Raw genomic sequence first — 26,316 nt, forward strand, 5'->3', positions numbered from 1 at the left:
TTTTAATGTTTTACAAAACAAATTTACAGATTATAATTTATACTATTTTTTTAAATTATTGTAAAATTCACATACGACATTTGCTAAAACAAGAAAAGGGCTGTCTTTCGATAGCCCTTTTCTTAATTATTTTAGGATAAAATTAGAATTTATAGTTTAAAGATAAATTAAACATAGTTCCCAATTGGCTAAAGTGATATCCATCATAAGTCATTTGAGAATAACGTTGGTTGAATGTAATCAAATTAGATTGAGTTTTTACTTGTGCGGCATCGTTTAAAATAGCTGTCCCAGCGGCGTTTTCAGCTTTGAATTTCCATTCAGGAAGTACGTTCAGCAAGTTGTTTACATTCAATGCCAAAGTTAATTTTTCAGTAGCAGAGAAAGTAATTCCTAAGTCAGTTACGATTTTTGGAGTAAATTCGGTTCTCAAATTTGAATCTAAACCGTCTTGTTTGAATGTTGTTTTTCCAAAATAAGTATTGTTTACAGAGAAACCAAATTTTCCAACTTCATAATTCGCTCCTAAAATCCATTTTGTTTCTGGTCTTGAAGTAAACATTAATGCATTTAGTATTGGTCCAAACGAATTGTTAGTTACATCAGAGATTCTTTCATTCTGTAAAGTAACGTTTCCAGATAAAGTAAATCCTAATTTTCCTTCTCCTAAACCAATGTTGTTGTAATTAGCTACCACATCCAAACCCGATGTTCTAGAGTCAAATGAATTTGAAAACCAAGCTACATTACCAAATTGAGTGTCTTGTCTGTCTCCTAAAACAATTCTATCTTCTACTTTGATATTATAATAATCTACGGTAAAATTAAAGTTTTTAGAAGGTTTTGCTCCAATACCTACTGTTATATTAGTTGATTTCTCAGCATCTAATTTTGGAATACCTAAAATACGAGCTTGAGGAGAAACATTATTGATAATACCACTTACTTGAATTCCTTGTCCAGCCACAAATGAATACTGCGCTTTTTGAGTATAAATTTGGTGTAATGTAGGTGCTCTAAATCCAGTTGAAAGCGACCCTCTTAAAGTAATTTTGTCATCTAGAAATTTATATCTTGAACTTAATTTCCAAACTGTAGCTCCGCCAAAATCACTATATTCTTCATGACGAACAGTTCCGTTAATCAAAAAATCTTCAGTTACATCATAAGCAAGGTCAAAATAAGCACCTAAATTATAACGGTTCCATCTACCTGAGTTTTCAGGTCTGTTACCTGCAAAAGAGTCTGCTCCGATACCATCCCAAGAAGCTTTGTCTCCTTCTATTACTTCAAAATTTTCTGTTCTGAACTCAGAACCAAAACCAATACTGATTTTATCTGATAATACTTTAGAGATGTCTAAATTTCCAACGATGTGATTGAATGAAGTTCCTCCAGGTTGAAAAGTAATTGGGCTGTTTTCTTGGTAGATATTTTCTCCATTTTCATCTTGTAAGTCAGATCTGTTCACAGAGTTTTCTACGGAGTAAACTTGTTTGTTTCCCCCAGTAGTAATACTCACGTCAGTATTCCACCCGTTCATTTCAGATTTGTAACCCAAAGTTGCGTTGTAATCGTTCAAGTCTCCTGTAAATGTTGGTACATAACCCTTATATGAAGCAGCCGTTCCATTACCAAAGAAATCAGCAAGGTATGGGTTAGCTGGATCTAATGTTCTCCAGTATGGTGTTCTGTAGTTAGCAAATGAGTTTACTTTTTTATAAACATAAGCTGCATTATAATACAATTGTGTGCTTTCTGATAAATCAATTCCACCATTTATTAAGAATTTAGCAGCAGTCGTTTCAGGAGATCCGTTAATATTTCCTGCATCTGGTTTTTCTGCAAGAAAGTTGTTTATTTGGTTTATTCCAGAGGTATTGTCTGCCATAATTGAAGCTCTTGTAGCGCCATCAACATAGTTATCAGGGTCGTTTGGATCTACATAAATAAAATCTGCATATTCTCCGCCACTAAGGGGTTTGTCATCAGGACCAAGATTGGTTGTGCCTCCATCTACCGTACCGGGTCTGTTGGCTAATTTTACTTTAGAAAAATCTATCGTATAATTTAAAAAACCTTTGTTACCAACTGTGGTTCCATTGTTTAAACTTACTCCTAACATTTCACCATCACCTTCAGAAGTTATTCCACTTCTTACTGTTACAGCACCATTGCCAGAATTCTTTTTTAAGATAATATTCATAACTCCTGCAATCGCATCAGACCCGTATTGAGCGGATGCCCCATCACGAAGTATTTCTACTCTTTCGATAGCGTCAGTAGGAATTGCAGAGATATCGGCACCTGTTTCTCCACGCCCTGGAGACGTTTGTACATAAAGTAAAGAACTTAAGTTTTTACGTTTCCCATTTATTAAAATTAACGTTCTGCTTGGTCCCATATTTCTGATTTCATAAGGATCAAGTAATGAAGTTGCATCATTTACTGGAGTTTGAACCGTGTTGAAAGATGGAATTTTGTACTGTAGCGCTTTGTCAAAAGAAGCTTGTCCGGTTGATGTCAAGTCTTTTGAAGATAAAACATCTATTGGTAGTGCTGATGTCGTATTACTTCTTGGCGCCGTTCTAGTTCCTGTAACTACAACTTCGTCTAGGTTTTGTCCGCCTTCTTCTGATAGGGTAACATTTATAATAGCCTCAGTCGCCATTTTTTCAAATTTAGAAAAACCAATATAGCTGAAAACTAAAATAGCTCCTTCTTTTACTCTTATCTTGTAACTCCCATTCATATCAGTTGAAACTCCATTTTGAGTTCCTTTTTCAATAATGTTTACGCCAGGTAAAGCATTTCCGGTATTGTCTTTTACAACACCGGAAATTTCTTTTTGTGCAAAAAGAAACGAGACGTTTAGTAGAAATAATAATAATGCAAATTTTTTCATAATAAGTTGTGTTTGGTTTTTGTTTGGTTTGAAATCCTTTGCAATATAATTTTTTTTTAACAAAATATTAGCACATCATTTAATTTTTTGTAAAAAACATATTAGACCTGTTTAATCTGTGATTTTTACTTATTTAAACATTTATAAAATCTTATATTTGCAAACTTTTAGCACAGATGCTAAATTTTGAGCTTAACGTGTTATTTGCAAAAAAAAGTATCATGAAATCGTTATGAAATCTGTTTAAAAAGCATAAAGATTTCGATAGAATATTCCATTAAAAATAAATATTATCTACATATGAAAGCAGGGATTGTAGGATTACCAAATGTTGGAAAATCAACATTATTCAATTGTTTATCCAATGCAAAAGCGCAAAGTGCTAACTTTCCTTTTTGTACTATTGAACCAAATATAGGTGTTGTAAATGTTCCGGATTCCAGAATGGAAAAACTGGAGGAATTAGTAAAACCTGAACGTGTGCAAATGGCTACTGTTGATATCGTTGATATTGCAGGATTAGTAAAAGGAGCCAGTAAAGGTGAAGGTTTAGGGAATCAATTCCTTGGAAATATTAGAGAGTGTAATGCTATTATTCACGTTTTGCGTTGTTTTGATAACGACAACATTGTTCACGTTGACGGAAATGTAAACCCAATTCGTGACAAAGAAACCATTGATATTGAGTTGCAGTTAAAAGATTTAGAAAACGTTGAAAAACGTTTAGAAAAAGTAAATCGTGCTGCTAAAACAGGAAATAAAGAAGCACAAACAGAGAAAGCACTTTTAGATAGAATTAGAGAAACGTTACTTCAGGCAAAATCGGCTAGAATAGTAGTTCCTCAAAACAATGACGAAGAAGTTTTAATGGAAAGTTTTCAGTTGATTACAGCAAAACCAGTTTTGTATGTTTGTAATGTGGATGAAAATTCAGCGGTTAGCGGAAATAAATATGTTGATCAGGTTCGTGAATTGGTTAAAGATGAAGATGCGGAAGTAATTATCCTTTCGGTTGGTGCTGAAGCTGATATTACCGAATTAGAAAGCTACGAAGAACGCCAGGTTTTCTTAGAAGATATGGGTTTAACAGAGCCTGGAGCGTCAGTTCTTATTCGTGCAGCATACAAATTATTGAAGCAACAAACCTATTTTACCGCAGGTGTGAAAGAAGTTCGTGCTTGGACCATAAATATTGGATCAACCGCGCCACAAGCTGCAGGAGTGATTCACACTGATTTCGAAAAAGGATTCATCCGTGCCGAAGTTATTGCATACGAAGATTTCGTTCATTACGGTTCAGAAGCAAAATGTAAAGAAGCAGGAAAATTCAAAGTAGAAGGAAAAGAATATATAGTTAAAGATGGTGATGTTATGCACTTTAGATTTAACGTGTAAAGAAGTTATAATGTCCAAAGTCATAAAGTCGAAAGTTAGTAATAGCTTTCGACTTTTTTTGTACCAATTCCAGCTTTCCACTTCAAGATTTTCCCATCAATCTCTTTTTTCTAAGACAAAAAAGGAGCTTCCTTTGGTCGCTCTTTTTCATCAAGAAAAAATAAGATTGATCTGAAAAATGCTTTCCGTTTCACTCTGGGGTAAAATCGATTTGGAGGAAAATGAAATTTTGTTTTTTTTCTTATTTGTTTTCGTAATCTGTGAATCAGTGGCTAATTATTTTGTTGTTATTTTATTTTTACTACTTTTAATAAAAACTAATCATCATGAAAATTATAGTCTTTGGCGCAAGCCCCAGTAAAAACTCCATCAATAAAAAATTAGCGACTTACGCAGCAAATCTTTTTGAAAATGCAGAAGTTGAGGTTTTGGATTTAAACGATTTTCAAATGCCAATTTTTACTGTAGATTTAGAAAAAGAAATTGGTCAGCATGAATTGGCTAAAGTATTTCTTGCTAAAATTGCTACAGCTGATATTTTAGTAGTTTCTATGGCGGAAAATAACGGAAATTATTCAGCGGCTTTCAAAAATATTTTTGATTGGTGTACTAGAATAAGCGCCAAAGTTTTTCAGGAAAAACCAATGTTATTGATGGCAACTTCACCAGGAGCCAAAGGCGGTGCAAGTGTTTTGGGAATCGCAAAAAACGCTTTTCCTTTTTACGGTGGAAATATAAAAGCTACTTTTTCACTGCCTAGTTTTGATGCTAATTTTGATGTAACAAACGGTAAAATTTCAAATCCGGAATTGGATAATCAATTGAAAGAAATTATTAAGAATTTTTCAATCGTTTAATTTTCAATCTTTAAATCTTTCAATATACGAATGTCAATATTATTCTTAATAACTTTGACGTCTGCCTATTTTAAAATTTATCGAATTACACTACATTAGCACCAAATCCACAAATTTTACAATGTCCGAACAAAATCAATATACCGAAGATAATATTCGGTCACTCGACTGGAAAGAACATATTCGCATGCGTCCCGGAATGTACATCGGGAAATTGGGTGACGGTTCTTCTCCGGATGATGGTATTTACATTCTTCTGAAAGAAGTCCTCGACAACTGTATCGATGAATTTGTTATGGGTGCCGGAAAAACTATCGAGGTAACTATTAAGGATAAAACCGTTACCGTTAGGGATTATGGTCGTGGAATTCCATTGGGAAAAGTCATTGATGTAGTTTCTAAAATGAATACAGGAGGAAAATATGATTCTTTAGCATTTAAGAAATCCGTTGGTTTGAATGGAGTAGGGACAAAAGCCGTGAATGCGTTGTCTAATTATTTTCGTGTAGAATCTGTTCGGGACGAAAAACAAAAAGCAGCCGAATTCTCTGCTGGAAATCTTGTTCTCGAAGAAGATATTATTGATACAACGAAACGAAAAGGAACCAAAGTAACTTTTATTCCTGATGAATCAATTTTCAAGAACTATAAATTTAGATTTGAGTATATCATCAAAATGCTCAAAAATTATTGTTACTTAAACAATGGTTTGACGATCATTTTTAACGGTGAAAAGTATTTTTCAGAGAATGGACTGAAAGATTTATTGGAAGAAACCATTAATGCAGAGGATTTAGAATACCCGATTATTCACCTGAAAGGAGATGATATTGAGATAGCCTTAACGCACAGTAAAACACAATACAGCGAAGAATACCATTCTTTCGTAAATGGACAAAATACCACGCAAGGAGGAACCCATTTAGCGGCTTATCGAGAAGCGATAGTGAAAACTATTCGGGAGTTTTATAATAAAAGTTTTGAAGCATCAGATGTTCGAAAATCGATTGTTACGGCGATTAGTATCAAAGTAATGGAGCCTGTTTTTGAATCGCAAACCAAAACCAAATTAGGTTCAACTGATATGGGTTCTGAACCGGGAATGCCTTCGGTTCGTACTTTTGTAAACGATTTTGTAAAAACGAAATTAGATAATTATTTACATAAGAATCCTCCAACTGCGGAAGCATTATTGCGAAAAATTCTTCAAGCCGAAAGAGAGCGTAAAGAACTATCTGGCATTCGAAAATTGGCGACTGATCGTGCCAAAAAAGCGAACCTGCACAATAAGAAATTAAGGGATTGTCGCGCGCATCTTCCGGATACTAAAAACCCTAAAAATCTGGAAAGTACGCTTTTCATCACGGAGGGGGATTCGGCTTCTGGATCTATTACCAAATCACGTGACGTAAATACACAAGCTGTTTTCAGTTTGCGTGGTAAGCCTCTGAATTCGTATGGAATGAGCAAGAAAATTGTTTATGAAAATGAAGAATTTAATTTATTACAAGCAGCTTTGGATATTGAAGACGGGTTAGAAAAATTACGTTACAACAACATCGTGATTGCTACTGATGCCGATGTCGATGGAATGCATATTCGTTTATTATTAATTACGTTCTTTCTTCAGTTTTTTCCGGAGTTAATCAAAGAAGGACATTTGTATATTTTGCAAACACCGCTTTTTAGGGTTCGAAACAAGAAAGAAACAATATATTGCTATTCAGATGAAGAAAGAAAAGCAGCAATAGAAAAACTAAAGCCAAAACCGGAAATCACCCGATTTAAAGGTTTAGGAGAGATTTCTCCGGATGAGTTCAAAAATTTTATTGGAGAAACCATTCGTTTAGATCCGATTATGATGGATAAGAATACCTCGATTGAGCAATTATTGTCTTTTTATATGGGCAAGAATACGCCGGACAGACAGGAATTTATCATCAAGAATTTGAAGGTGGAGTTGGATGTTTTGGAAGAAGTGAAATAATGCAGATTTAACAGTGTCAGAAAATCTTAAAAATAAAGCTTTATTCTCTCAAGTAGTCGCGCTATTGCAAAATGCCCGTCAACAGGTTTTACGCACCGTAAATTCAACAATGGTTTATACCTATTTTGAAATAGGAAGAATGATTGTTGAAGAAGATCAAAGTGGAAAAGAACGAGCTGAATACGGAAAACAATTACTAAAAGGACTTTCTGAACAGTTGACTGTTGAGTTTGGAAAAGGGTTTTCTATTGATAATTTAGAAAACATGAGGAAGTTTTATTTAGCTTACTCAATTTCCGAGTCATTGACTCGGATTTTACAAATTCAAAAATCCCAATCACTGACTGGGGAATTCAAATCTCAAAAAACGCAACCAGTGACTGCGGATTTAAATAAATTTGATTACGAAACATTGTCTTCGTTTTTTAAATTGACTTGGACACATTATGTTTTCTTAATGCGAATTGACAATGAGAAAGAAAGACGTTTCTACGAAATAGAATCTGAGAAATACAACTGGACTGTTCGCGAATTAAAGCGACAATATGATTCAGCTCTTTATACACGATTGGCTTTAAGCCGAGATGCAGCAGGAGTTTTGAAACTTTCTGAAAAAGGTCAGATTATAGAAAAACCTAAAGACCTTATCAAAGATCCATATATTTTGGAATTTTTAGGTTTGCCAGAATTACATCAGTATTCTGAATCGGAATTAGAGGAGGAAATTATCAATAAACTAGAACATTTTTTATTAGAATTAGGTCACGGATTTACTTTTGTCGCAAGACAAAATAGAATTACTTTTGACGATAAACATTTTCGAATCGATTTGGTTTTTTATAACCGAATTCTTAAATGTTTTGTACTGATTGACTTGAAAATAGGCGAATTAAAACATCAGGATTTAGGACAAATGCAAATGTATGTCAATTATTACGACAGAGAAATGCGTTTGGAAGATGAGAATAAAACCATAGGAATTGTACTTTGCCAAAACAAAAGTGATTTGGTTGTAGAATATACTTTACCTGAAAATAATGAGCAAATTTTTGCTAGCAAATACAAAACGATTCTGCCAAGCAGAGAAGATTTAATACAATTAATTTCGGAATCAAGATAATGAAAGACGAAGAAGACGAAAACATATTACCACAAGGTCAAGAAGAAGAAAATACAGCTGGTGAAGATGCTTTTGAAGATATAATTTCTACAGGAGGGCAACATTTTTACGATAATCAAGAAGACGGAAAAGATACTATTACCAAAGTTACGGGAATGTATAAAGACTGGTTTCTGGATTACGCTTCCTATGTAATTTTGGAACGTGCCGTTCCGGCGATTGAAGATGGTTTTAAACCGGTGCAACGTCGTATCATGCACTCTTTGAAAGAATTAGATGACGGCCGTTATAATAAAGTTGCCAATGTTGTTGGACACACCATGCAGTATCATCCTCACGGAGATCAGAGTATTGGCGATGCGATGGTGCAAATTGGACAAAAAGAATTATTGATTGACTGTCAGGGAAACTGGGGGAATATCTTAACAGGCGATGGTGCTGCGGCTTCCCGTTACATTGAAGCGCGTTTGTCTAAATTTGCTTTGGAGGTTATTTATAGTCCAAAAATTACTGATTGGGGTGTTTCTTACGATGGTCGTCGTGCAGAACCTAATAATCTGCCTGTAAAATTTCCATTATTATTAGCTTCTGGAGCAGAAGGAATCGCTGTTGGTCTTTCCACGAAAGTGTTACCTCATAATTTCAATGAGTTAATTGATTCGTCGATAAAAATATTAAAGGGAAAACCATTTACCTTATACCCGGATTTCTTGACACAAGGTATTGCTGATGTGTCTAATTACAATGATGGATTGCGAGGTGGACGTGTACGTGTACGTGCCAAAATTGCACAGCTGGACAAGAATACCTTGGTGATTACCCAAATTCCGTTTTCGACTAATACGACGACTTTGATTGACAGTATTTTGAAAGCGAATGATAAAGGTAAAATCAAAATCAAGAAAATTGAAGATAATACTGCCGCTGAGGTAGAGATCTTAATCCATCTTTTTCCGGGTGTTTCTCCAGATAAAACGATTGATGCATTGTTTGCTTTCACGGCTTGCGAAACTTCGGTAGCGCCTTTGGGCTGTGTGATTGAGGATAATAAACCCTTATTTATCGGGGTTTCCGCAATGTTGAAAATTTCAACCAACAGAACGGTCCAATTGCTAAAAAGTGAACTCGAAATTCAATTGAGTGAATTGGAAGAACAGTGGCATTTCCTATCTTTGGAACGTATTTTTATCGAAAACAAAATCTATCGCGATATTGAAGAAATGACGACCAGAGAAACGGTAATTAAAGCTGTTGATGATGGTTTGAAACCACATACAAAACACTTAAAACGTGCTGTTACCGAAGAAGATATTCTACGTTTATTAGATATCCGAATCATGCGTATTTCCAAATTTGACAGTAATAAAGCACAGGATAAAATCGAATCGTTGGAAGGTGACATCGAACAAGTAAAACACAATTTAGAACATCTGATTGATTTTGCTATTGCTTATTTTACCAAATTAAAAGAGAAGTACGGAAAAGGGCGGGAACGTCAAACAGAGCTTCGTGTTTTTGATGATATCGAAGCGACGAAAGTAGTTTTAAGAAATACTAAATTATACGTCAATAAAGAAGAAGGTTTCGTTGGAACAAGCCTGAAGAAAGACGAATACGTTACGGATTGTTCTGATATTGATGATGTAATTGTTTTTCTGCGTGACGGGAAAATGATGATTACCAAAGTAGACGCGAAAACTTTTGTGGGCAAAGATATTATTCACATTGCTATTTTTGACAAAAGCGACAAGCGTACCATTTATAATATGATTTACCGTGATGGAAAATCTGGGCCTTCTTATATCAAACGATTCAATGTTTCAGGAGTTACCCGTGACAAAGCATACGATTTAACCAATGAAACTGCAGGTTCTCAAGTATTGTATTTTTCGTGTAATCCAAATGGCGAAGCAGAAGTGATTACTATTCTATTACGTCAAATTGGAACTGTCAAAAAACTGAAATTTGATATTGATTTTGCCAGTTTGGCGATAAAAGGGAGAAGTTCGAAAGGAAATTTGGTGACTAAATATCCAATCAAAAAAATAGAATTAAAAGAAAAAGGAATTTCAACTTTATTGCCAAGAAAAGTTTGGTTTGACGATACTGTTCAGCGATTAAACGTAGATGCAAGAGGAGAATTATTAGGAGAGTTCAGACCTAATGATAAAATTTTAGTCATATCGCAATCCGGAAAAATAAAAGTAATTACCCCTGAATTGTCTACGCATTTTGATGAGGATATGATAGTTTTAGAGAAATGGATACCTAAAAAACCAATTTCAGCCATCTATTATGATGGAGAAAAAGAACGTTATTATATCAAACGTTTTTTGGTGGAAACCGAAAACAAGGAAGAAAGCTTTATTACGGAGCATCCTAACTCACATCTTGAAATTGTATCTACAGATTATCGCCCTGTAGCCGAATTGGTTTTTACAAAAGTAAAAGGCGTTCAAAAAGAAAATATGACCGTGGATATAGAATCTTTTATCGCCTTGAAGGGATTTAAAGCTTTAGGAAATCAATTAACGACTGACAAATTGAAACAAGTAAACTTGTTAGCGTCTTTGCCCTATGAAGTTCCGGTTGAGGTAATTCCGGAAGAACTAGAAGTAAAAGGCGAAACGGATGCTGATGATGCTAGTATTCAATTAGATGATGACGGTCAAATAACTTTAAGTTTAGAATAAAAAAAAGCGCTCAATGAGCGCTTTTTTATGAAATATTATTTCTTTTTCTTTCTCATTTTCATATTCAGAAATTCTACAGCTAGAGAAAATGCTATGGCAAAATACAAATAGGCTTTTGGCACTGCACCTACAGTTTGTCCCACTAATACCGCTTCTGATAAGTGCATACTTTCTGTGATTAGCATAAAACCAATTAAAATCAAGAATGCTAAACCTAAGATCTGGATGGATGGATTATTGTTGACAAATGTTCCAACAGGAACGGCAAACAACATCATCACACCTACTGAAATGACTACGGCCGTAACCATGATATACAAAGCGCCTTCCAGTCCGTTAGTCATTCCTACAGCGGTAAGAATACTATCTACAGAGAAAATAAGGTCAATCAATAAAATCTGAAATATTACATTTCCAAATGATTTTGCTGCTGAAGTTTTTAAATCTTTTTCTTCTTCCCCTTTATGATCTACTTTTTCATGAATCTCTTTGGTGCTTTTATAAATAAGAAAAATACCTCCGCTCAATAGTATTAAAGCTTGACCGTTAAAATGAGCAGTAAACCACCCCCAATCAAGACTAAAAAGAGGTTCTTTCATTTTGATCAGTAACGTGATTCCAAAAAGTAAAGCAATACGCATGAACATAGCTAAAAACAAACCAATTTGAGTTGCTTTTTTACGTTTCTCTGGCGGTAGCTTTCCAGTAACTATCGATATGAAAATGATATTGTCAATTCCTAAGATAATTTCAAGAAAAGTCAATGTTAACAGTGCCACCCAAGCATCGGGATTTAAAAATACTTCCATTTTATTTAATTATAAATTATAATACTTAATTGGCAATCTTTGTAACAGTTCCTCTTTGTTTTGCATCAGTGCCAACCATACCAAACTCAAAGGTATATGAATTTTTTGAGGTTGTCAAAATTTTCATACCAATAGCTTTCTCTTCGGCCATGTTTTTTGGATGTAATTTCAGCAAAACATATTCACAATCGTTTACCCATCGTATCGATGCGGTATCAGTCTTTCCTTCAAAAGTTTCAATTTCAATACTATCGTTGCGTTCAAAAACGGTAGTTTTCTTGATCCCGTCAACTTCATATTCAAATTTGAATTTACCGGTTTTAAAATCCTTGCAATTGCGCTCCGCATCATAGCATGACAGTAGCAGTAGTAGTGGGAGGAGGAATATTATTTTTTTCATTAGTCAGGGGTTTGTTTTTTTAATTTTTATAAAGGTTATTAAGGTTGCTTTCTTAATCGAAGGCTTGTGGACTAGAAATCTAATTACACAATTTTAATATCGTATTTGTCCAGAAGACCAATAATTCCTTGTGTCGAAAATTTTGCTTTTTTCATAGGATTGAATTCGGGATCAATTTTAAAATCGGTTGCTTTTGAAAAATCGGCTCCAGCTAATTGCGTATTATTAAAAATAGCACCGTCTAAATTACTGTTGTCAAAAACGGAACTCGTAAGATTGGTCCCAACAAAACTTACTTCTCTTAACGAACAGGAATTGAATTTTGTCTTTGGCATTTTTTTATTGGCAAACGAGGAATAATCCAAAACACATTCTTGAAAACTGACATTAAACAAGAAATCATCACATTCCTCAAATTGAATCCCCAGCAATTTGCAATTTTTAAATTTCACTCCTTTTAAGCTTGCTCCTGATAATTTGGTCATGGCCAAATTACAATCAATAAATTCGCAATCCATGAAGCTACTATAGGAGAAATCACTATTTGATAAATCACAGTTTTTAAAAACGCAATCCTCAAATTCTCGATTGTTTACTTTTTTATCGACGTAAATGATTTTTTCAAATGTTTTTTGAACGTGAATTAGGTTTTCCATTAGTCGTTAAATAAGCTTTTCATAATTGTTTTTAACCCCAAGAACATCAAATACATTGCAGCGATACAAGTAATAATTCCTACCGCCAAAACTAAATAATGCCATATATTTTGCTTATTCATAAACGCATTATGAATCAAGGCAGGACCAATAAATAACAAAGGCAAAGCACCTGCTAAATATTTGATTCCTTTAGATAAAACTTCTTTGTTAGTTGCCATTGTTTTGTTTAAAGTTTAAGATTCGGCATTTGTCGATGTACTCAAAAACGTTTGCCTGTATTCTGAAATCTGTTTATTGAGCTGTAAAATTATCAACAGCTTTCCTTACACTTCCATGCTTTTTTAATAAGTCAGCGGCTTGTTCATAAGAAACGGGAACTTCTCCCATAATCATTTTCACGCCACGATCAACAAGTTTGCTATTACTTAATTGCATATCGACCATTTTATTACCTTTCACTTTTCCCAGTTGAATCATCGTTGCGGTTGAGATCATATTGAGTACCAGTTTCTGAGCTGTTCCGGCTTTCATGCGGGAACTTCCCGTTACAAATTCAGGTCCTACAACTATTTCAATAGGAAATTTTGCCGTTTGCGAAAGCGGGCTTCCTGCATTACAAGAAATACTTCCTGTGGTAATATTATTTTCGTTACAAGCTTCTAATCCTCCAATAACATAAGGTGTCGTTCCTGAAGCTGCAATCCCGACGACGATATCATTTTCATTTATATCGAACGCTTTCAAGTCTATCCAGGCTTGTGTTGCGTTGTCCTCGGCATTTTCTACGGCTTTGCGAATGGCGGTATCCCCACCTGCAATAATGCCAATTACTAAATCGAAAGGAACGCCAAAGGTTGGCGGACATTCCGACGCATCTAGTATTCCAATACGTCCTGAAGTTCCTGCGCCAATGTAGAATAATCGTCCGCCTAGTTTCATTTTTGCAACTATTTCAGTCACCAATAGTTCTATTTGCGGCAAAGCTTTTTCTACGGCAAGTGGAACGGTTTTGTCTTCCTGATTGATATTAGAAAGCAATTCTTGTACTGACATTTTTTCTAAATGTTCGTATTTTGAAGGTTGTTCGGTGATTTTTGTGAAGGTCATTTTTAGTATAATTGGACAGCTCCAAAATTAACCTTTTTTATCACAATCTCGAAATTTTCTATTTTTAGTTTCAGGTTTTAGAAGTTTCAGGTTTCGTTAGTTTTATACAGATGGAGTAATTTTTCCAGTTTTAATTTCTTATCCAGCGAAAGGATTTCAAATTGTTGTCACGTGAACTAAAATACTATATTTGTTAAATATTAAAAGATAAATGGATAGATTAAGCTTACTGCAGGGAATTGGCAGCATCTCAGTTTTTGTTTCTTTATTGCTTGCGTTTTTTTTATTAACGGTTAAAACCGAAAATAAATTGGCCAACCGTCTATTTGCCTGGTTTTTTATTTTCTCTGCTATCGATCTTAGCGGATTTTTTATTGACGCGGGTACTCGTAATGAGTTAAATTTAGAGATTTTTAGATCTACGGCCTGTTTGTTTGGAATGCCTTTATTTTATCTTTTTGTACTGGCAGTCTGTTATTCTGATTTTAGATTAAAGTGGAAGCATTTAGTGCATTTGCTTCCTTTTTTATTGATTAATTTGGTTTTTATTCCAAGGATTTATCTTAGCACAAACATAGATAAAGATAGTTTTGCTGCAACGCTCAATCAAATGCCAGAGATATACCTGATTCAGATTTTAATTGAATTTCAATATGTATTTTATATCGTCAGCGTATTTTTGATTTTGAAAAAGTATAGAGAAATCTATTTAGAAAATTACGCTGATTCGAGTACTGCGACTTATAAATGGCTTTTTCAGATAACCTGTGTTTTTCTTATCGCACATTCTATTGTGGCATTAAAAAATGTATTGCGTTATAGCGGTTTCAGAGAGATATTTCTTTGGACAAATGTACTTGTAGGGGCTATTGCTTTGCTTATAACATGTTGGTTTATCATGAAAGCGCTCAATCATCCCGAACTTTTTAGAGGTGTTAATTCTAAATTACAATTGGCAAAAGATATTTTGCCTGCAGTAGAAGAAAAAACTGAATCTAAAGATGTTCAAGATGATGCTATTTCCAGTCAAATTTCGACATTGAAACAATATATGGCAGAGAAAGAGCCTTTTCTTGATCCGTCACTTACCATTCAGGAGCTTGCCAATCAAATTGATATTCCGGTTCGAGAGTTATCAGTTTTAATTAATCATCATATGGACCAGCACTTTTTTGATTTTGTCAATGAATATCGTATTCAAAAAGCGATGGGTATTTTGAAAGATCAGTCTAGAAGTCAGCTTACCGTTCTTGAAATTTTATACGAAGTTGGTTTTAACTCCAAATCTTCTTTTAATACCTCTTTTAAAAAACACACTAATTTGACGCCTACAGCTTATAGAAACACCTTATAATAAGTGGTTTGTAAAAAGTCGAACTTCATACTTGATAAAGTCGAACTGATTTTCTGAATAGAAATTGGTTCGACTTTTTTTTGTCGGTCGAATTCTGAAAATTTCTAAGGCAACTTTGCTTCAAATTAATCGAAACAAGTTTTAAAATTAGAAATCATGAAAAAAGTAAATCTCCTTGCCTTTTTATTATTGCCTTTATTTTGTTTAGCACAAGAATCATTTAAATTAAAAGGAAAAATAGTAAGCGAAACAATTCCATTAGAATGGGCAGATGTTTCGATATCGAATTCAGAAGGAAAAATTATAGATGGTTCAACCTCTAAACAAGATGGTAGTTTCGAAATCAACATTAAAAAAGGATCTTATAAAATTGGAATCACCCTTTTAGAATTTACAGATTATGAAAAAGAGTTTGCAATAGAAAGTGATCTGGATTTAGGAACAATCATTTTAAAAGAAAGCGCAACCAATTTAAAAGAGGTTATAATTCAATCTAAAAAGAAAACAATCGAGCAGAAAACGGATCGATTGGTTTATAATCTTGAAAACAATGTTACAACAGTTGGCGGAGACGCTTTAAGTGCCATTAATTCGGCTCCCGGAGTTGTCGTTCAGAATAACACAATTAATATATTAGGAAAAGGAACATCCCGTGTTATGATAGATGGACGAATGATTGAATTAGTAGGTGAGGAACTGAATAATTTTCTGAAATCAATTTCGGCTAGTGATATTAAAAATATTGAAATTATCAGCAATCCGCCAGCAAAATATGATGCCGAAGGAACTGGTGGATTGATTAATATTATTATGAAAAAAGGAGTTCGTGATTCCTGGAAAAACACGACTACAGTTTCTTATGATCAAAATAAATATAGTATTTATACTTTAAGAGATAACTTTTTTTACAATAAAAACAAGTTTAGATTTTCTGCCAGCATTAATGCAAAAACAGGTTATTTGAATGCTACAGATGATTTAAAAATGTATTTTCCTGATGGACTTTCGCACATGAAAAGTGCAACAAAGGTAAAAACTGAAAATCTTTCTGGTAAATTGGCTTTAGATTATGATCTTTCAGAACGTACGACTATTGGATTTCAATATTTAAACGATAGAAATAACCCTGATTTTAAATCGGATATTAGAATTGAGGATTACAATAATCAAAATGGATTGGATAATGTAACACTGAACAACAGCTTCACTGATAAAGGATCAAAAAATCAAACGTATAATGCGCATTTGATTACCAAACTAGATTCCTTAAAAAGGAAATTATCTTTTGATGTGGACTATTTCAATTACAGTTCAAAATTCGATAGAAATTTTGTCGCTAATAATTACACGCCAGATATGACATTTGTTGATGTAAATCAGTCGGGAAGAAACATTTCGAATCAGGATATTGACAATTGGAGTTTTAAGGCAGATATGGAACATCCGTTTCCAGCGCTGAATTTGTCTTATGGCGCAAAAATGAGTTTTACAAATAGTGTAAGTGATGTACTTTATTTCAATACAATTACAGGAACTCCGGAATTAGATTCGAACCAATCCAACCGATTTAAATACACTGAAAACAATCAGGCAGTTTATGTAAATGCGGATAAAAAACTCAATGAAAAATGGAATTTCCAAATGGGATTAAGATTGGAGAACACTCAAACAAATGGATTTTCTGAAACAATGAATCAGCAAACAGAAAATAATTATTTGAAATTATTCCCAACATTTTATGCTTCTTACAAGAAAAACGAAAACAATACTTTTAGTTTGAATTATGGAAAAAGAATCAACAGGCCACGTTTTGACTTATTAAATCCGTTCAGGATTTACATCAACAGCAATAGTTATTCCGAAGGAAATCCGTTTTTAAGACCTTCATTTAGTGATAATTTTGAGTTGGCACATTCTTATAAAGAAATTTTGAGAACTAGTGTTTTTGTCAATGCAATTACAAACGGTTATGGAGTTTTATTTACCTCAAACCCGGAAACCAATACACAGATTGTAACCCGTGAGAATTATTTTAAAAACTTAAATTATGGAATAGGGGAAAGTTATTCGGCAAGTTTTGCAGATTGGTGGTCTAGTGAAAATTCATTGTACCTTTTGGGAGCAAAAACAGAATTTATTAAAGATATCAATGCCACACCATCAAACAGTTTACAAATTGATTTTTCGACAAATAATACTTTTTTATTAGGTAAAACCACAAAATTGCAAATCGATTTTATATACACAACACCTTTTAAATCCGGTTTGTATGAAGTAGGATATGCCTCTAGTTTTGATATTGGTTTCAAACAGGATTTGTTTAATAAAACCATCCAGATTGCATTTTTGGCAAATGATATTTTTAATACCTCTTATCTAAAAGATTTTACTTCAGTTATAAACGGTGTAAAACAGGTATATGAGGAGAAACAAAGTAATCGATTTGCGCGTTTATCTGTGGTTTATAATTTTGGAAACAAAAAAATCAATGTACAACAGCGTGATTTTGGAAATAAGGAGGATAATAAAAGAACTGGAGGTAATTAGAAAATTAAAAGCTAAGAAACAGAAATCTCTTTATTTCTGTTTCTTAGCTTTATAAAATTATATAAAATACGCCAACGCAATTCCTATCACAATCATCGAAACCTTGGCAATATTGAACTTGTGTCCTTCGCTGCTTTCGAAAATAATGGTGGATGAAATATGAAATAATATTCCTATTACTATGGCTGTGATTTCAGTATAATACACGTTTAATACTGGTAAATAATCAGATAAAATCGTACCAAGCGGCGTCATGACTGAAAAAGTAATCATGAAGAAAAAAATGGCTTTTTTATTCAGACTTGCATTGATAAAAAAGGTAGTCAGAATTATGGCAATAGGTAAATGATGAATGGCAATTCCAATGGCTAAATCATGATGATGGCTTACAGGGAATCCTTCTAGAAACGCATGTATACAAAGACTTACGAATAGTAACCACGGGATTTGTGTCATTATTTCATGTCCGTGAACATGACCGTGTTCAGCTCCTTTTGAGAAAAATTCCAATATAATCTGGAACAATATTCCCAGCATGATGAAGAGTCCAATGTTTGGGTTTGCACTTTCGTAAATTTCAGGTAATAAATGCATTACCGTTAATGAAAGTAAAAAAGAACCACTGAATGCCAATAACAATTTTAGGTTGGTTTTGTTCTTTGGTCTTATAATCATTGCGACGATATATCCTATAAGTACCGAAAGTAATGGTAAAAGGTAATTCATTTATTTAAAAATCATGATTAGTCGTTCACTATCTGTTTTATGGAATTTTTTTAATTTGTAATCGCCAAATATATCCAACAGATAAATTCCGGCTTCTTCCATTAATACCTCAAAATCTTTTAGGGTAAGGGCTTTTACTTTTTCGGTGAAATGAAATTTTTGACCTTTGTCTTCAAAGTCAATTTCTTTGTAAATATGGCCGTCTTTCAAATAGCGTTTGATATGAAAATCGATACCTTCGACTGTTTTTGTTTCTTCAGGAACCAGAGTTTCGAGGACTTGGGCAACATTCATGAAGTCAATCACGGCAAAACCATATTCGGAAAGGCTTTCTTTGATGGCTTTTAACGTAGTTAGATTGTCTTCGTCATTTTCGAAATAGCCAAAGCTGGTAAATAGATTGAAAATGGCATCGTATTTCTCTTCAAAGGGTTCACGCATATCGTGCACTTTGAAATGAAGGGTTTCATTCGTGTTTTTAGTAGCTTCGGTAATGCTGTTTTCAGATAAGTCAGCTCCTAGAACTGTAAAACCTAATTGATTTAAATAAATAGAATGACGGCCTTTACCACAGGCTAAATCCAATACTGTTGCCTTTTCAGGAAGATTAAGATAATGGGTAAGATTATCCATAAAAACCTGTGCTTCTCTATAGTTTCTATCCTTGTAAAGGATGTGATAATAGGGAGTGTCAAACCAGGAAGTATACCAGTTTTCGGTTGATTTCAGTTGGTTTTCAGTTGGTGGATTTTGTGCTGCAGACATTTATTCTTTTTCAATTAATTTGATTGATGCAAATTTAGTGTATTTTTGCCGAATATAACGATAACAATTCCCCCTTTAGGGGGTAAAGGGGGCAAATGGAAAATAATTATAAAATGATTGCCAAAACCTTTTTTGGTTTTGAAGAAATATTAGCAAAAGAATTGCAAAACCTAGGCGCACAAAACGTGGAGCAAGGGGTTAGAATGGTTAGTTTTAAAGGAGATAAAGGCTTCATGTACAAAGCAAATTTGTCTTTGCGTACGGCTTTGAAAATCCTAAAGCCCATTTATTTTTTCAAGGCAAATAACGAACAGGCTTTGTATAAAGGAATTTCGAGCATGAATTGGTCAAAATTACTGAATGCCAATCAGACTTTTGTGATTGATACAACGGTGCATTCGGAATATTTTAATCACTCAGAATTTGTTTCTCAAAAATGTAAAGATGCGATTGTAGATCAGTTTAGAGAAAGAACTGGGCAACGACCAAGTATTGATAAAGTTCATCCTGATTTAAGGATCAACATCCATATCGATAAAGACCAGGTTTCAGTGGCACTGGATACTTCAGGAAATGCATTGAACCAACGTGGGTACAGAACCGCAACGAATATTGCTCCTATAAACGAGGTTTTGGCAGCAGGAATTCTATTGCTTTCCGGTTGGGACGGTCAAACGGATTTTTTGGATCCAATGTGTGGTTCGGGAACATTCTTAGCCGAAGCAGCAATGATTGCCTGTAATATTCCCGCAAATATTAACCGTAAAGAATTTGCTTTTGAAAAATGGAACGATTGGGATAACGATTTGTTTGATAATATCTCGGACAGTTTATTAAAACGTGTTCGTGAGTTTCATTATACGATAAAAGGCTACGATAAAGCACCAAGTGCGGTTCAGAAAGCCAAAGACAATATCAAAAATGCCAATCTTGACGAATATATTTCTATTGAAGAGAAGAATTTCTTTGATACGGAAAAAACTTCAGAAGGGAAACTGCATATCGTTTTCAATCCACCGTATGATGAGCGTTTGGACATTCACATGGAAGAATTCTACAAAAATATTGGTGATACTTTGAAGAAAAATTACCCAGGAACGAATGCTTGGATGATTACAGCGAACTTAGAAGCATTAAAATATGTTGGACTAAAACCTTCGAGAAAAATCAAACTTTTTAATGCCGGTTTAGAAGCACGTTTGGTAAAATACGAAATGTACGAAGGAAGTAAAAGAACGAAGTTTCAGGTAACCACTGATAGTGCTGAATAGCAATATTCAATTTTTACGTTCGACTTTTGACTTTAAAACTTTAAGACTTAAAAAAAAATGACCAAATTACAAATACGAGCATTCCTTTATCAACTGGGATGTTTTGCAATATTATTTATTTCTGCCAGGTATTTAGTGGAACATTACACTAATTTAACCGGATTTTGGATTCCGTTAACCGCATTTGTTATAGGAACACTTTTGTCACCAAAATTCCATGCGATAAAAACCAAAGATGGAGAGAAATTATTCATGAAGTGGATTTTCATGAAAGGAATTAAGGAAATAGGGTAGTTTTAGTTTACTCTAACAACAAAAAAAATATCGCAAAGAGAACTTTTGTTTTCCTTGCGATATTTTTTTATTCCTAATTCGTAATTACTTTTTCTCAACTTTTTTTGGAACAGCAATAGGCTTTACTTTTTTCTTATAAATAGGAACAAAATAAGTAATGGTATAGTTAAATCCAACACCAAAATCGCCATCGTAAGTTCTGTTGAATCCGGGAATATATAAGTTAGAGAAATTCTCCGGTTCTTTGTTGGTTATCAATCGGTTCAATCGAAGACTGAAACCTACAAACACATTATCAAATACTTTGGCTTTTACTCCAGCCACAACTTCAATCCAACTCGCGGATAATCCATCAAACTTTTTACCGGAAGGAATTACAGGAACTTCTCCAAAATAAGGATTCGCATTATAAATTCTGTAACTGTTTAATTGTTGATTAAAAGTACTGAAACCGTAACGCATTCCTATAGAAATAATGTTTTCCATATCCAGCCAGTTTTCGTAGGCATTATAATCAAAACCCGCTTTTATGTACGATCCTTTGGTGGTGAAATTGACACGGTCATCATCTGTCGTTTTATTTTCATTCCCAAGTTCGGCAGCCAAAAAATATTTTTTAGTCAATCGATAATCTCCCACCAACTCAATTCCCTTGTAATCTTTGTCATAAAGAGCGCGTGTCAGTTTATATAAATCAACACCCACACGTACACCATAACGATCGGTCTTTACTGGAATCGAATCGTTCTTTATAATTTCAGGACTAATTTTGACTAAAGGCAATGGCGCTTCAGGAATAATCTGTTCTGTTTTGGCAGTTTTTGGATCACTTTTGACAGGAGTAGTTTCCTGAGCCTGTACCAAAGTCAACGACAATACGAGACAAATACTAAAAAAAGATCTTAATGTGTGTTTCATTTTCGTTTTCGATGTTACTTTTTTCAACCGATATAAATTTTATCCATTTTTGATTTGCAGCTGTCGCATCAGTATGTGTATATGGATTTGTGGGATCTAATGTGAAAATTGATTTATAACCACAGGCTCTGGAAACAAAAAGTTCCTGTGTGGTATAATCAAATTTTATGAAGTCTTCGTCAATCAATACAGAATTAGGATTTCCTGAATTTAATGTGAAACTATAGGTCGTACTTGTTCCAACAGTTTTTAACGGAATAGAAATAGTATTACCGCTAGTCGTTTGACTGCCATTAAAAAGGATTCCGTCAGTCATTCCTTCGCCAACAACTTTCAGATTAGATACGTTTTTTAAAACGGAAGGATTCAAAAAATCATAAAAACCAATCACCAATAGTGGTGTTGTGGGAGTATTTGCATCGCAAATGTCATCTTTCTCACAACTGGAGAAGGATAGTGCTAATGCAAATACCAATAAAATTATTTTTTTCATATACACTTTATTGTTCCCCCTTTGGGGGTTAGGGGGCTTATCTTCTTTCCAAAAGTACGACATTTTCCACGTGATGCGTTTGTGGAAACATATCCACGGGACGTACACGAGTTACTTTGTATTTTTCATCCATTAAAGCCAAATCACGCGCCTGCGTAGCCGAATTACAACTTACATAAACCACTTTTTCAGGAGCAATTTTCATAATTTGTTCAATTACATCTTTGTGCATTCCGTCTCTTGGCGGATCCGTGATAATCACGTCAGGATGTCCATGTTGTGCTATGAATTCATCGTTGAATACCACTTTCATATCTCCTACAAAGAACTCACAATTGGTAATTTCATTGCGAACCGCATTAGCTTTGGCGTCTTTAATCGCATCAGGAACACTTTCTACACCAATTACTTTTTTTGCTTTTTTCGAAACAAACTGAGCAATTGTTCCAGTTCCGGTATATAAATCATAAACGATTTCATTTCCGGTAAGACCGGCGAAATCTCTCGTTATTTTGTATAATTCGTATGCTTGATCAGAGTTGGTTTGGTAAAAAGATTTGGCATTAATGCTAAATTTCAAACCTTCCATTTCTTCTAAGATGTAATCTCTCCCTTTGTATAATTTAATATCAGTATCGTATAAAGTATCGTTCGCTTTATTGTTCACTACGTATTGCAGCGAAGTAATTTGCGGAAATTTCTCGTAAAGATGATCTAGGATTAATTCTCTGTTGGCTTTGTCATTTTCGAAAAACTGAATCAGAACCATGATTTCACCAGTCGAAGCAGTACGCAACATCAAAGTTCTCAATAAACCTTCATGCGCTCTTGGATTAAAGAAAGTCAATCCATTTGCATTAGCAAAATCTCTCACTTCGTTTCTAATGGCATTCGATGGATCTTCCTGCAAATGACATTTGTTGATGTCCAGGATTTTGTCCCACATTTTCGGAATGTGAAAACCAAGTGCGTTTCTATTTCCTAAATCTTCGGTGCTGTCAATTTCTTTTTCGGTCAACCAACGGCTGTTCGAAAACGAAAATTCCATTTTGTTTCTGTAAAAAAACTGTTTTTCCGATCCAAGAATCGGTTCAAATTCCGGAAGTTCTATTTTTCCAATGCGTTGCAAATGATTTTTCACCTCATTTTGCTTGTAATACAACTGCTGGCTGTATTTCATATTTTGCCATTTGCAACCGCCGCAAACACCAAAATGCTCGCAAATAGGTTCTACACGATGCTCAGAATATTCGTGAAAATGAACTGCTTTTCCTTCGTAATAGGCTTTGCGCTTCTTGAAAGTCTGCACATCAACCACATCACCCGGAACCACATTCGGGATAAAAACTACTTTTCCATCGGGAGCCTTTGCTACCGAAACGCCTTTTGCACCAGCATCAAGGACTTTTATTTGATGAAAGACAACTTTGTCTGTATTTTTCTTTGCCATAGCGCAAAAATAAGCGTTTGAATGGTTTTATAAATTCAAATTGTGAAATATTTTTAATACGAGGCGATTTTTATTTGGGTCCATTCTCGTTTTCCACTGCAAACCCGCATTCCGTAAGAAGGAACACTAAGTCTGTAAAGCGCTTTCTTTAGCAACAAACATAATGAATTAAATAAGAAAAGTAACATAAATTTTAATTTTAAACTTAGACTAGAATTCTTGGAATCAGGATTTTTTCGGACACATAACAAAGTATCAAGTGAAAGAGATTATGACAGTTTCAGTAGTAAAACGAACTTTAAATTTTAGTTAAATTATCATTTGTTTGAAAGTATTTTTTGATAAAAGAACTAAATTTGAGAAAACAGAAAACTGAAAAATATGAAAAGAAATGCAACCGCAGTCTGGAATGGTTCACTGAAAGAAGGAGCCGGAAAACTTACCACACAAACTACCACATTAAAAGATACGCAATATTCGTTCAAATCTCGATTTGAAGAAGGAGTAGGAACAAATCCTGAAGAATTGATCGCAGCGGCTCACGCAGGCTGTTTTACGATGCAACTTTCGGCTTATATTACCGAAGAAGGTTTTGAAATCGAAAGTATCGAAACTAAATGTGATATCGATTTGGTGGATGGGACAATTACCACGTCACACTTAACTGTAGCAGCAAAAGTGAAAGAAATAACAGAGGATACTTTTCAACAATTGGTTACCAAAGCAGAGAAAAATTGTCCGGTTTCCAAAGTGTTGAATGCAGCAATTTCAAGTACAGCAACTTTAGCATAAACAAGAATTTATAAAACAAAAAGGCTCGATTTAATTTAAATCGAGCCTTTTTGTTTCTGTTTAGCAGATCATTTCTTTGCTAAAACTTCCGTGATTGCTTTTTCAGCAAGCGGAGCCATTACCTGATATCCTAGTTTGTTGGGATGTACGCCATCTCCGGAATAAGCAATTTTCAATCCGTTACGTTCATCTTTCATAGCCGAAAAGTAATCAAGATAAAGAATGCCATTGGTACCAGTGTAATTTTTTATCATTTCATTTAAAGCGACCACTTTTTCAGCAGGATTTTGATTGGGTTTCCAAGAGAAATCATACGCTGGCAATACAGAACATAAAATGACTTTAATTTGGTTTGCTTTTGCCAACTCAGCCATCGAAAAGATATTATTGGCAATCATATCTAATGTTGCGGGACCGGTATTGCCGGCAATGTCATTTATTCCTGCTAAAATAACCACAACGTCTGGTTTTAAAGTAATAACGTCTGCTCTAAATCGGATAAGCATTTGAGGCGTGGTTTGACCGCTGATACCGCGATTAACGTATTTTTTTCCGGCAAAATAATCAGGATTTACGACACTCCAAAATTCGGTTATGGAATCACCTATAAAAACTACTCTTTTGTCTCCGGGTGCTGTTGGTTTTAGTTGCGCATTTTGTTCTTGATATTTATTTAAATTCGGCCAATCCTGCGCTTGTAATTTTCCTCCCATAACGATTGATAAAAATAATATGCTATAAACTAATTGAATCTTTTTCATTTGTAATCGGATCTAAAATTTTGAAAACGGAAAAAAAGTGATATTGAATTAAAAAAAATAACCTTCCTTGTTATATTCGAAATATACAGAAAAGGAAGGTTGTTTTTATAACGTCTAATTAATTTAATCAAACAAATCAGAAGATAAATACCGATCGCCACGGTCGCAGATAATAGCGACAATGACTCCAGAATCTAGTTTTTCGGCTATTTTTAAGGCAGCTGCTACAGAACCACCACTGCTCATTCCTGCAAAAACGCCTTCTTCAAGCGCTAAGCGTTTCGTCATGGCTCTCGCTTCTTCTTCAGATACTTCAATGATTGTATCTACTTTTTTGGCGTCAAAAATTTTAGGTAAATATTCTTCAGGCCATTTTCTGATTCCCGGAATTTGAGATCCATCGCTGGGTTGAGCACCTACAATTTGAATCGCAGGATTCATTTCTTTTAAATACGTTGAAGTGCCTATAATTGTTCCTGTAGTTCCCATCGCTGAAACAAAATGGGTTACAGTTCCTTCGGTGTCGTTCCATATTTCCGGACCTGTGGTTTTGTAATGTGCTTTCCAGTTGTCGTCATTTGCAAACTGATTGAGCATGATGTAACCGCCTTCTGCTACTTTTTTATCAGCGTAATCTCTGGAACCGATTATTCCGGTTGCTGCTGGTGTCAAAATTACGGTTGCGCCATAAGCACGCATGGTTTGTGTGCGTTCTTTAGTGGAATCTTCGGGAAGGACCAATTCGATTTCGATATTGAATAATTGGGCAATCATTGCCAAAGCTATTCCAGTGTTGCCACTGGTTGCCTCAATAAGTTTATCTCCTTTTTTGATTTCTCCTCTTTCTAATGCGGAAGCAATCATATTGTAGGCTGCGCGATCTTTTACGCTGCCTCCAGGGTTATTTCCTTCGAGTTTCAGTAAAAGTTTTACGTTTTTATTTTTTATCAAATTAGTAGTTTCTACTAAAGGCGTGTTTCCAATAAGGTCTAATATTTTTTGTGGTCTCATGC

General features: G+C 34.4%; 24 protein-coding genes. 10 read left to right on the forward strand and 14 right to left on the reverse strand.

Translation table 11 applies throughout. From position 1 onward, the window contains the following. Positions 1–142: 142 nt before the first annotated feature. Entirely contained in the window at positions 143–2,905 is a 2,763-nt protein-coding gene (locus tag BMX64_RS11545) for a TonB-dependent receptor (protein WP_091172206.1), read from the reverse strand. Positions 2,906–3,205: 300 nt separating this feature from the next. Between BMX64_RS11545 and ychF the strand changes: the two genes are divergently transcribed. The 5 genes from ychF to BMX64_RS11570 all read left to right on the forward strand — a co-directional run bounded on the left by ychF (position 3,206) and on the right by BMX64_RS11570 (position 10,957). Then, positions 3,206–4,300, forward strand: coding sequence for a redox-regulated ATPase YchF (ychF, locus tag BMX64_RS11550; RefSeq protein WP_091171996.1), 1,095 nt, complete (start codon positions 3,206–3,208; stop codon positions 4,298–4,300). Positions 4,301–4,626: 326 nt separating this feature from the next. After that, positions 4,627–5,157 (forward strand): NADPH-dependent FMN reductase, encoded by a 531-nt coding sequence (locus BMX64_RS11555; RefSeq protein ID WP_091171998.1) that lies wholly within the window; start codon positions 4,627–4,629, stop codon positions 5,155–5,157. Between the two features lie 121 nt (positions 5,158–5,278). Further along, on the forward strand, positions 5,279–7,144 hold the full coding sequence (locus BMX64_RS11560; RefSeq protein WP_091172000.1) for a DNA topoisomerase IV subunit B: 1,866 nt from the start codon (positions 5,279–5,281) through the stop codon (positions 7,142–7,144). 13 nt (positions 7,145–7,157) lie between these two features. After that, on the forward strand, positions 7,158–8,264 hold the full coding sequence (locus BMX64_RS11565; protein ID WP_091172002.1) for a PDDEXK nuclease domain-containing protein: 1,107 nt from the start codon (positions 7,158–7,160) through the stop codon (positions 8,262–8,264). Next, entirely contained in the window at positions 8,264–10,957 is a 2,694-nt protein-coding gene (locus BMX64_RS11570) for a DNA gyrase/topoisomerase IV subunit A (RefSeq protein WP_091172004.1), read from the forward strand. Before BMX64_RS11565 ends, BMX64_RS11570 begins: the two co-directional genes overlap by 1 nt. A gap of 35 nt (positions 10,958–10,992) precedes the next feature. On the opposite strand, the gene BMX64_RS11575 is transcribed toward BMX64_RS11570, so the two are convergent. The 5 genes from BMX64_RS11575 to murQ form a co-directional block, all read right to left on the reverse strand. After that, on the reverse strand, positions 10,993–11,766 hold the full coding sequence (locus tag BMX64_RS11575) for a TerC family protein (protein WP_091172006.1): 774 nt from the start codon (positions 11,764–11,766) through the stop codon (positions 10,993–10,995). A 25-nt stretch (positions 11,767–11,791) separates the two neighbouring features. Continuing rightward, a complete protein-coding gene (locus BMX64_RS11580; protein WP_091172009.1) occupies positions 11,792–12,166 on the reverse strand; it encodes a DNA topoisomerase IV in 375 nt (124 codons plus the stop codon). An 83-nt stretch (positions 12,167–12,249) separates the two neighbouring features. Then, the gene (locus BMX64_RS11585; protein WP_091172010.1) at positions 12,250–12,822 is read right to left on the reverse strand and encodes a pentapeptide repeat-containing protein; all 573 of its coding nucleotides are present in this window, start codon (positions 12,820–12,822) and stop codon (positions 12,250–12,252) included. Then, entirely contained in the window at positions 12,822–13,043 is a 222-nt protein-coding gene (locus tag BMX64_RS11590; protein WP_091172011.1) for a DUF6095 family protein, read from the reverse strand. The genes BMX64_RS11585 and BMX64_RS11590 overlap by 1 nt, the downstream gene beginning before the upstream one ends. Before the next feature lie 73 nt (positions 13,044–13,116). Further along, on the reverse strand, positions 13,117–13,932 hold the full coding sequence (gene murQ, locus BMX64_RS11595; protein WP_091172013.1) for an N-acetylmuramic acid 6-phosphate etherase: 816 nt from the start codon (positions 13,930–13,932) through the stop codon (positions 13,117–13,119). A 211-nt stretch (positions 13,933–14,143) separates the two neighbouring features. Here murQ and BMX64_RS11600 point away from each other — a divergent pair, with 211 nt between their 5' ends. After that, positions 14,144–15,286, forward strand: a complete 1,143-nt coding sequence (locus BMX64_RS11600) for a helix-turn-helix domain-containing protein (protein WP_091172015.1) — start codon at positions 14,144–14,146, stop codon at positions 15,284–15,286. A 156-nt stretch (positions 15,287–15,442) separates the two neighbouring features. Beyond that, positions 15,443–17,833: a TonB-dependent receptor gene (locus BMX64_RS11605; RefSeq protein ID WP_091172017.1), complete on the forward strand. Its 2,391-nt coding sequence runs from the start codon at positions 15,443–15,445 to the stop codon at positions 17,831–17,833. 57 nt (positions 17,834–17,890) lie between these two features. On the opposite strand, the gene BMX64_RS11610 is transcribed toward BMX64_RS11605, so the two are convergent. Together BMX64_RS11610 and BMX64_RS11615 are read right to left on the reverse strand one after the other, a co-directional pair. After that, positions 17,891–18,559, reverse strand: a complete 669-nt coding sequence (locus BMX64_RS11610) for a ZIP family metal transporter (protein WP_091172019.1) — start codon at positions 18,557–18,559, stop codon at positions 17,891–17,893. Further along, positions 18,560–19,324: a class I SAM-dependent methyltransferase gene (locus BMX64_RS11615; RefSeq protein ID WP_091172020.1), complete on the reverse strand. Its 765-nt coding sequence runs from the start codon at positions 19,322–19,324 to the stop codon at positions 18,560–18,562. Between the two features lie 95 nt (positions 19,325–19,419). Here BMX64_RS11615 and BMX64_RS11620 point away from each other — a divergent pair, with 95 nt between their 5' ends. Together BMX64_RS11620 and BMX64_RS11625 are read left to right on the forward strand one after the other, a co-directional pair. After that, the gene (locus BMX64_RS11620; RefSeq protein ID WP_091172022.1) at positions 19,420–20,595 is read left to right on the forward strand and encodes a THUMP domain-containing class I SAM-dependent RNA methyltransferase; all 1,176 of its coding nucleotides are present in this window, start codon (positions 19,420–19,422) and stop codon (positions 20,593–20,595) included. Positions 20,596–20,652: 57 nt separating this feature from the next. After that, positions 20,653–20,889, forward strand: coding sequence for a hypothetical protein (locus BMX64_RS11625; protein WP_091172024.1), 237 nt, complete (start codon positions 20,653–20,655; stop codon positions 20,887–20,889). An 84-nt stretch (positions 20,890–20,973) separates the two neighbouring features. On the opposite strand, the gene BMX64_RS11630 is transcribed toward BMX64_RS11625, so the two are convergent. Genes BMX64_RS11630 through BMX64_RS15920 form a run of 4 tightly spaced genes read right to left on the reverse strand, consistent with a single transcriptional unit; the run spans position 20,974 to position 23,938 of the window. Beyond that, positions 20,974–21,807, reverse strand: coding sequence for a DUF6048 family protein (locus BMX64_RS11630; protein WP_091172026.1), 834 nt, complete (start codon positions 21,805–21,807; stop codon positions 20,974–20,976). Next, a complete protein-coding gene (locus tag BMX64_RS11635; RefSeq protein ID WP_091172208.1) occupies positions 21,779–22,300 on the reverse strand; it encodes a DUF6452 family protein in 522 nt (173 codons plus the stop codon). The genes BMX64_RS11630 and BMX64_RS11635 overlap by 29 nt, the downstream gene beginning before the upstream one ends. Positions 22,301–22,337: 37 nt before the next feature. Further along, positions 22,338–23,750, reverse strand: a complete 1,413-nt coding sequence (gene rlmD / locus BMX64_RS11640; protein ID WP_091172028.1) for a 23S rRNA (uracil(1939)-C(5))-methyltransferase RlmD — start codon at positions 23,748–23,750, stop codon at positions 22,338–22,340. Between the two features lie 53 nt (positions 23,751–23,803). After that, positions 23,804–23,938, reverse strand: coding sequence for a hypothetical protein (locus BMX64_RS15920; RefSeq protein WP_262987366.1), 135 nt, complete (start codon positions 23,936–23,938; stop codon positions 23,804–23,806). A 193-nt stretch (positions 23,939–24,131) separates the two neighbouring features. On the opposite strand from BMX64_RS15920, the gene BMX64_RS11645 reads away from it, so the two are divergent. Next, on the forward strand, positions 24,132–24,542 hold the full coding sequence (locus BMX64_RS11645; protein ID WP_091172030.1) for an OsmC family peroxiredoxin: 411 nt from the start codon (positions 24,132–24,134) through the stop codon (positions 24,540–24,542). Positions 24,543–24,610: 68 nt separating this feature from the next. Here the strand turns inward: BMX64_RS11645 and BMX64_RS11650 are convergent, their stop codons facing one another. Further along, positions 24,611–25,303, reverse strand: coding sequence for an SGNH/GDSL hydrolase family protein (locus tag BMX64_RS11650; RefSeq protein ID WP_244273289.1), 693 nt, complete (start codon positions 25,301–25,303; stop codon positions 24,611–24,613). Positions 25,304–25,426: 123 nt separating this feature from the next. Continuing rightward, positions 25,427–26,314 carry a cysteine synthase CysM gene (gene cysM / locus BMX64_RS11655; protein WP_091172034.1) on the reverse strand — a complete coding sequence of 296 codons (888 nt, stop codon included), beginning with the start codon at positions 26,312–26,314 and terminating at the stop codon, positions 25,427–25,429. Between the last annotated feature and the right edge of the window lie 2 nt (positions 26,315–26,316).

It is taken from the genome of Flavobacterium sinopsychrotolerans (assembly GCF_900110375.1).
Taxonomy (GTDB): domain Bacteria; phylum Bacteroidota; class Bacteroidia; order Flavobacteriales; family Flavobacteriaceae; genus Flavobacterium; species Flavobacterium sinopsychrotolerans.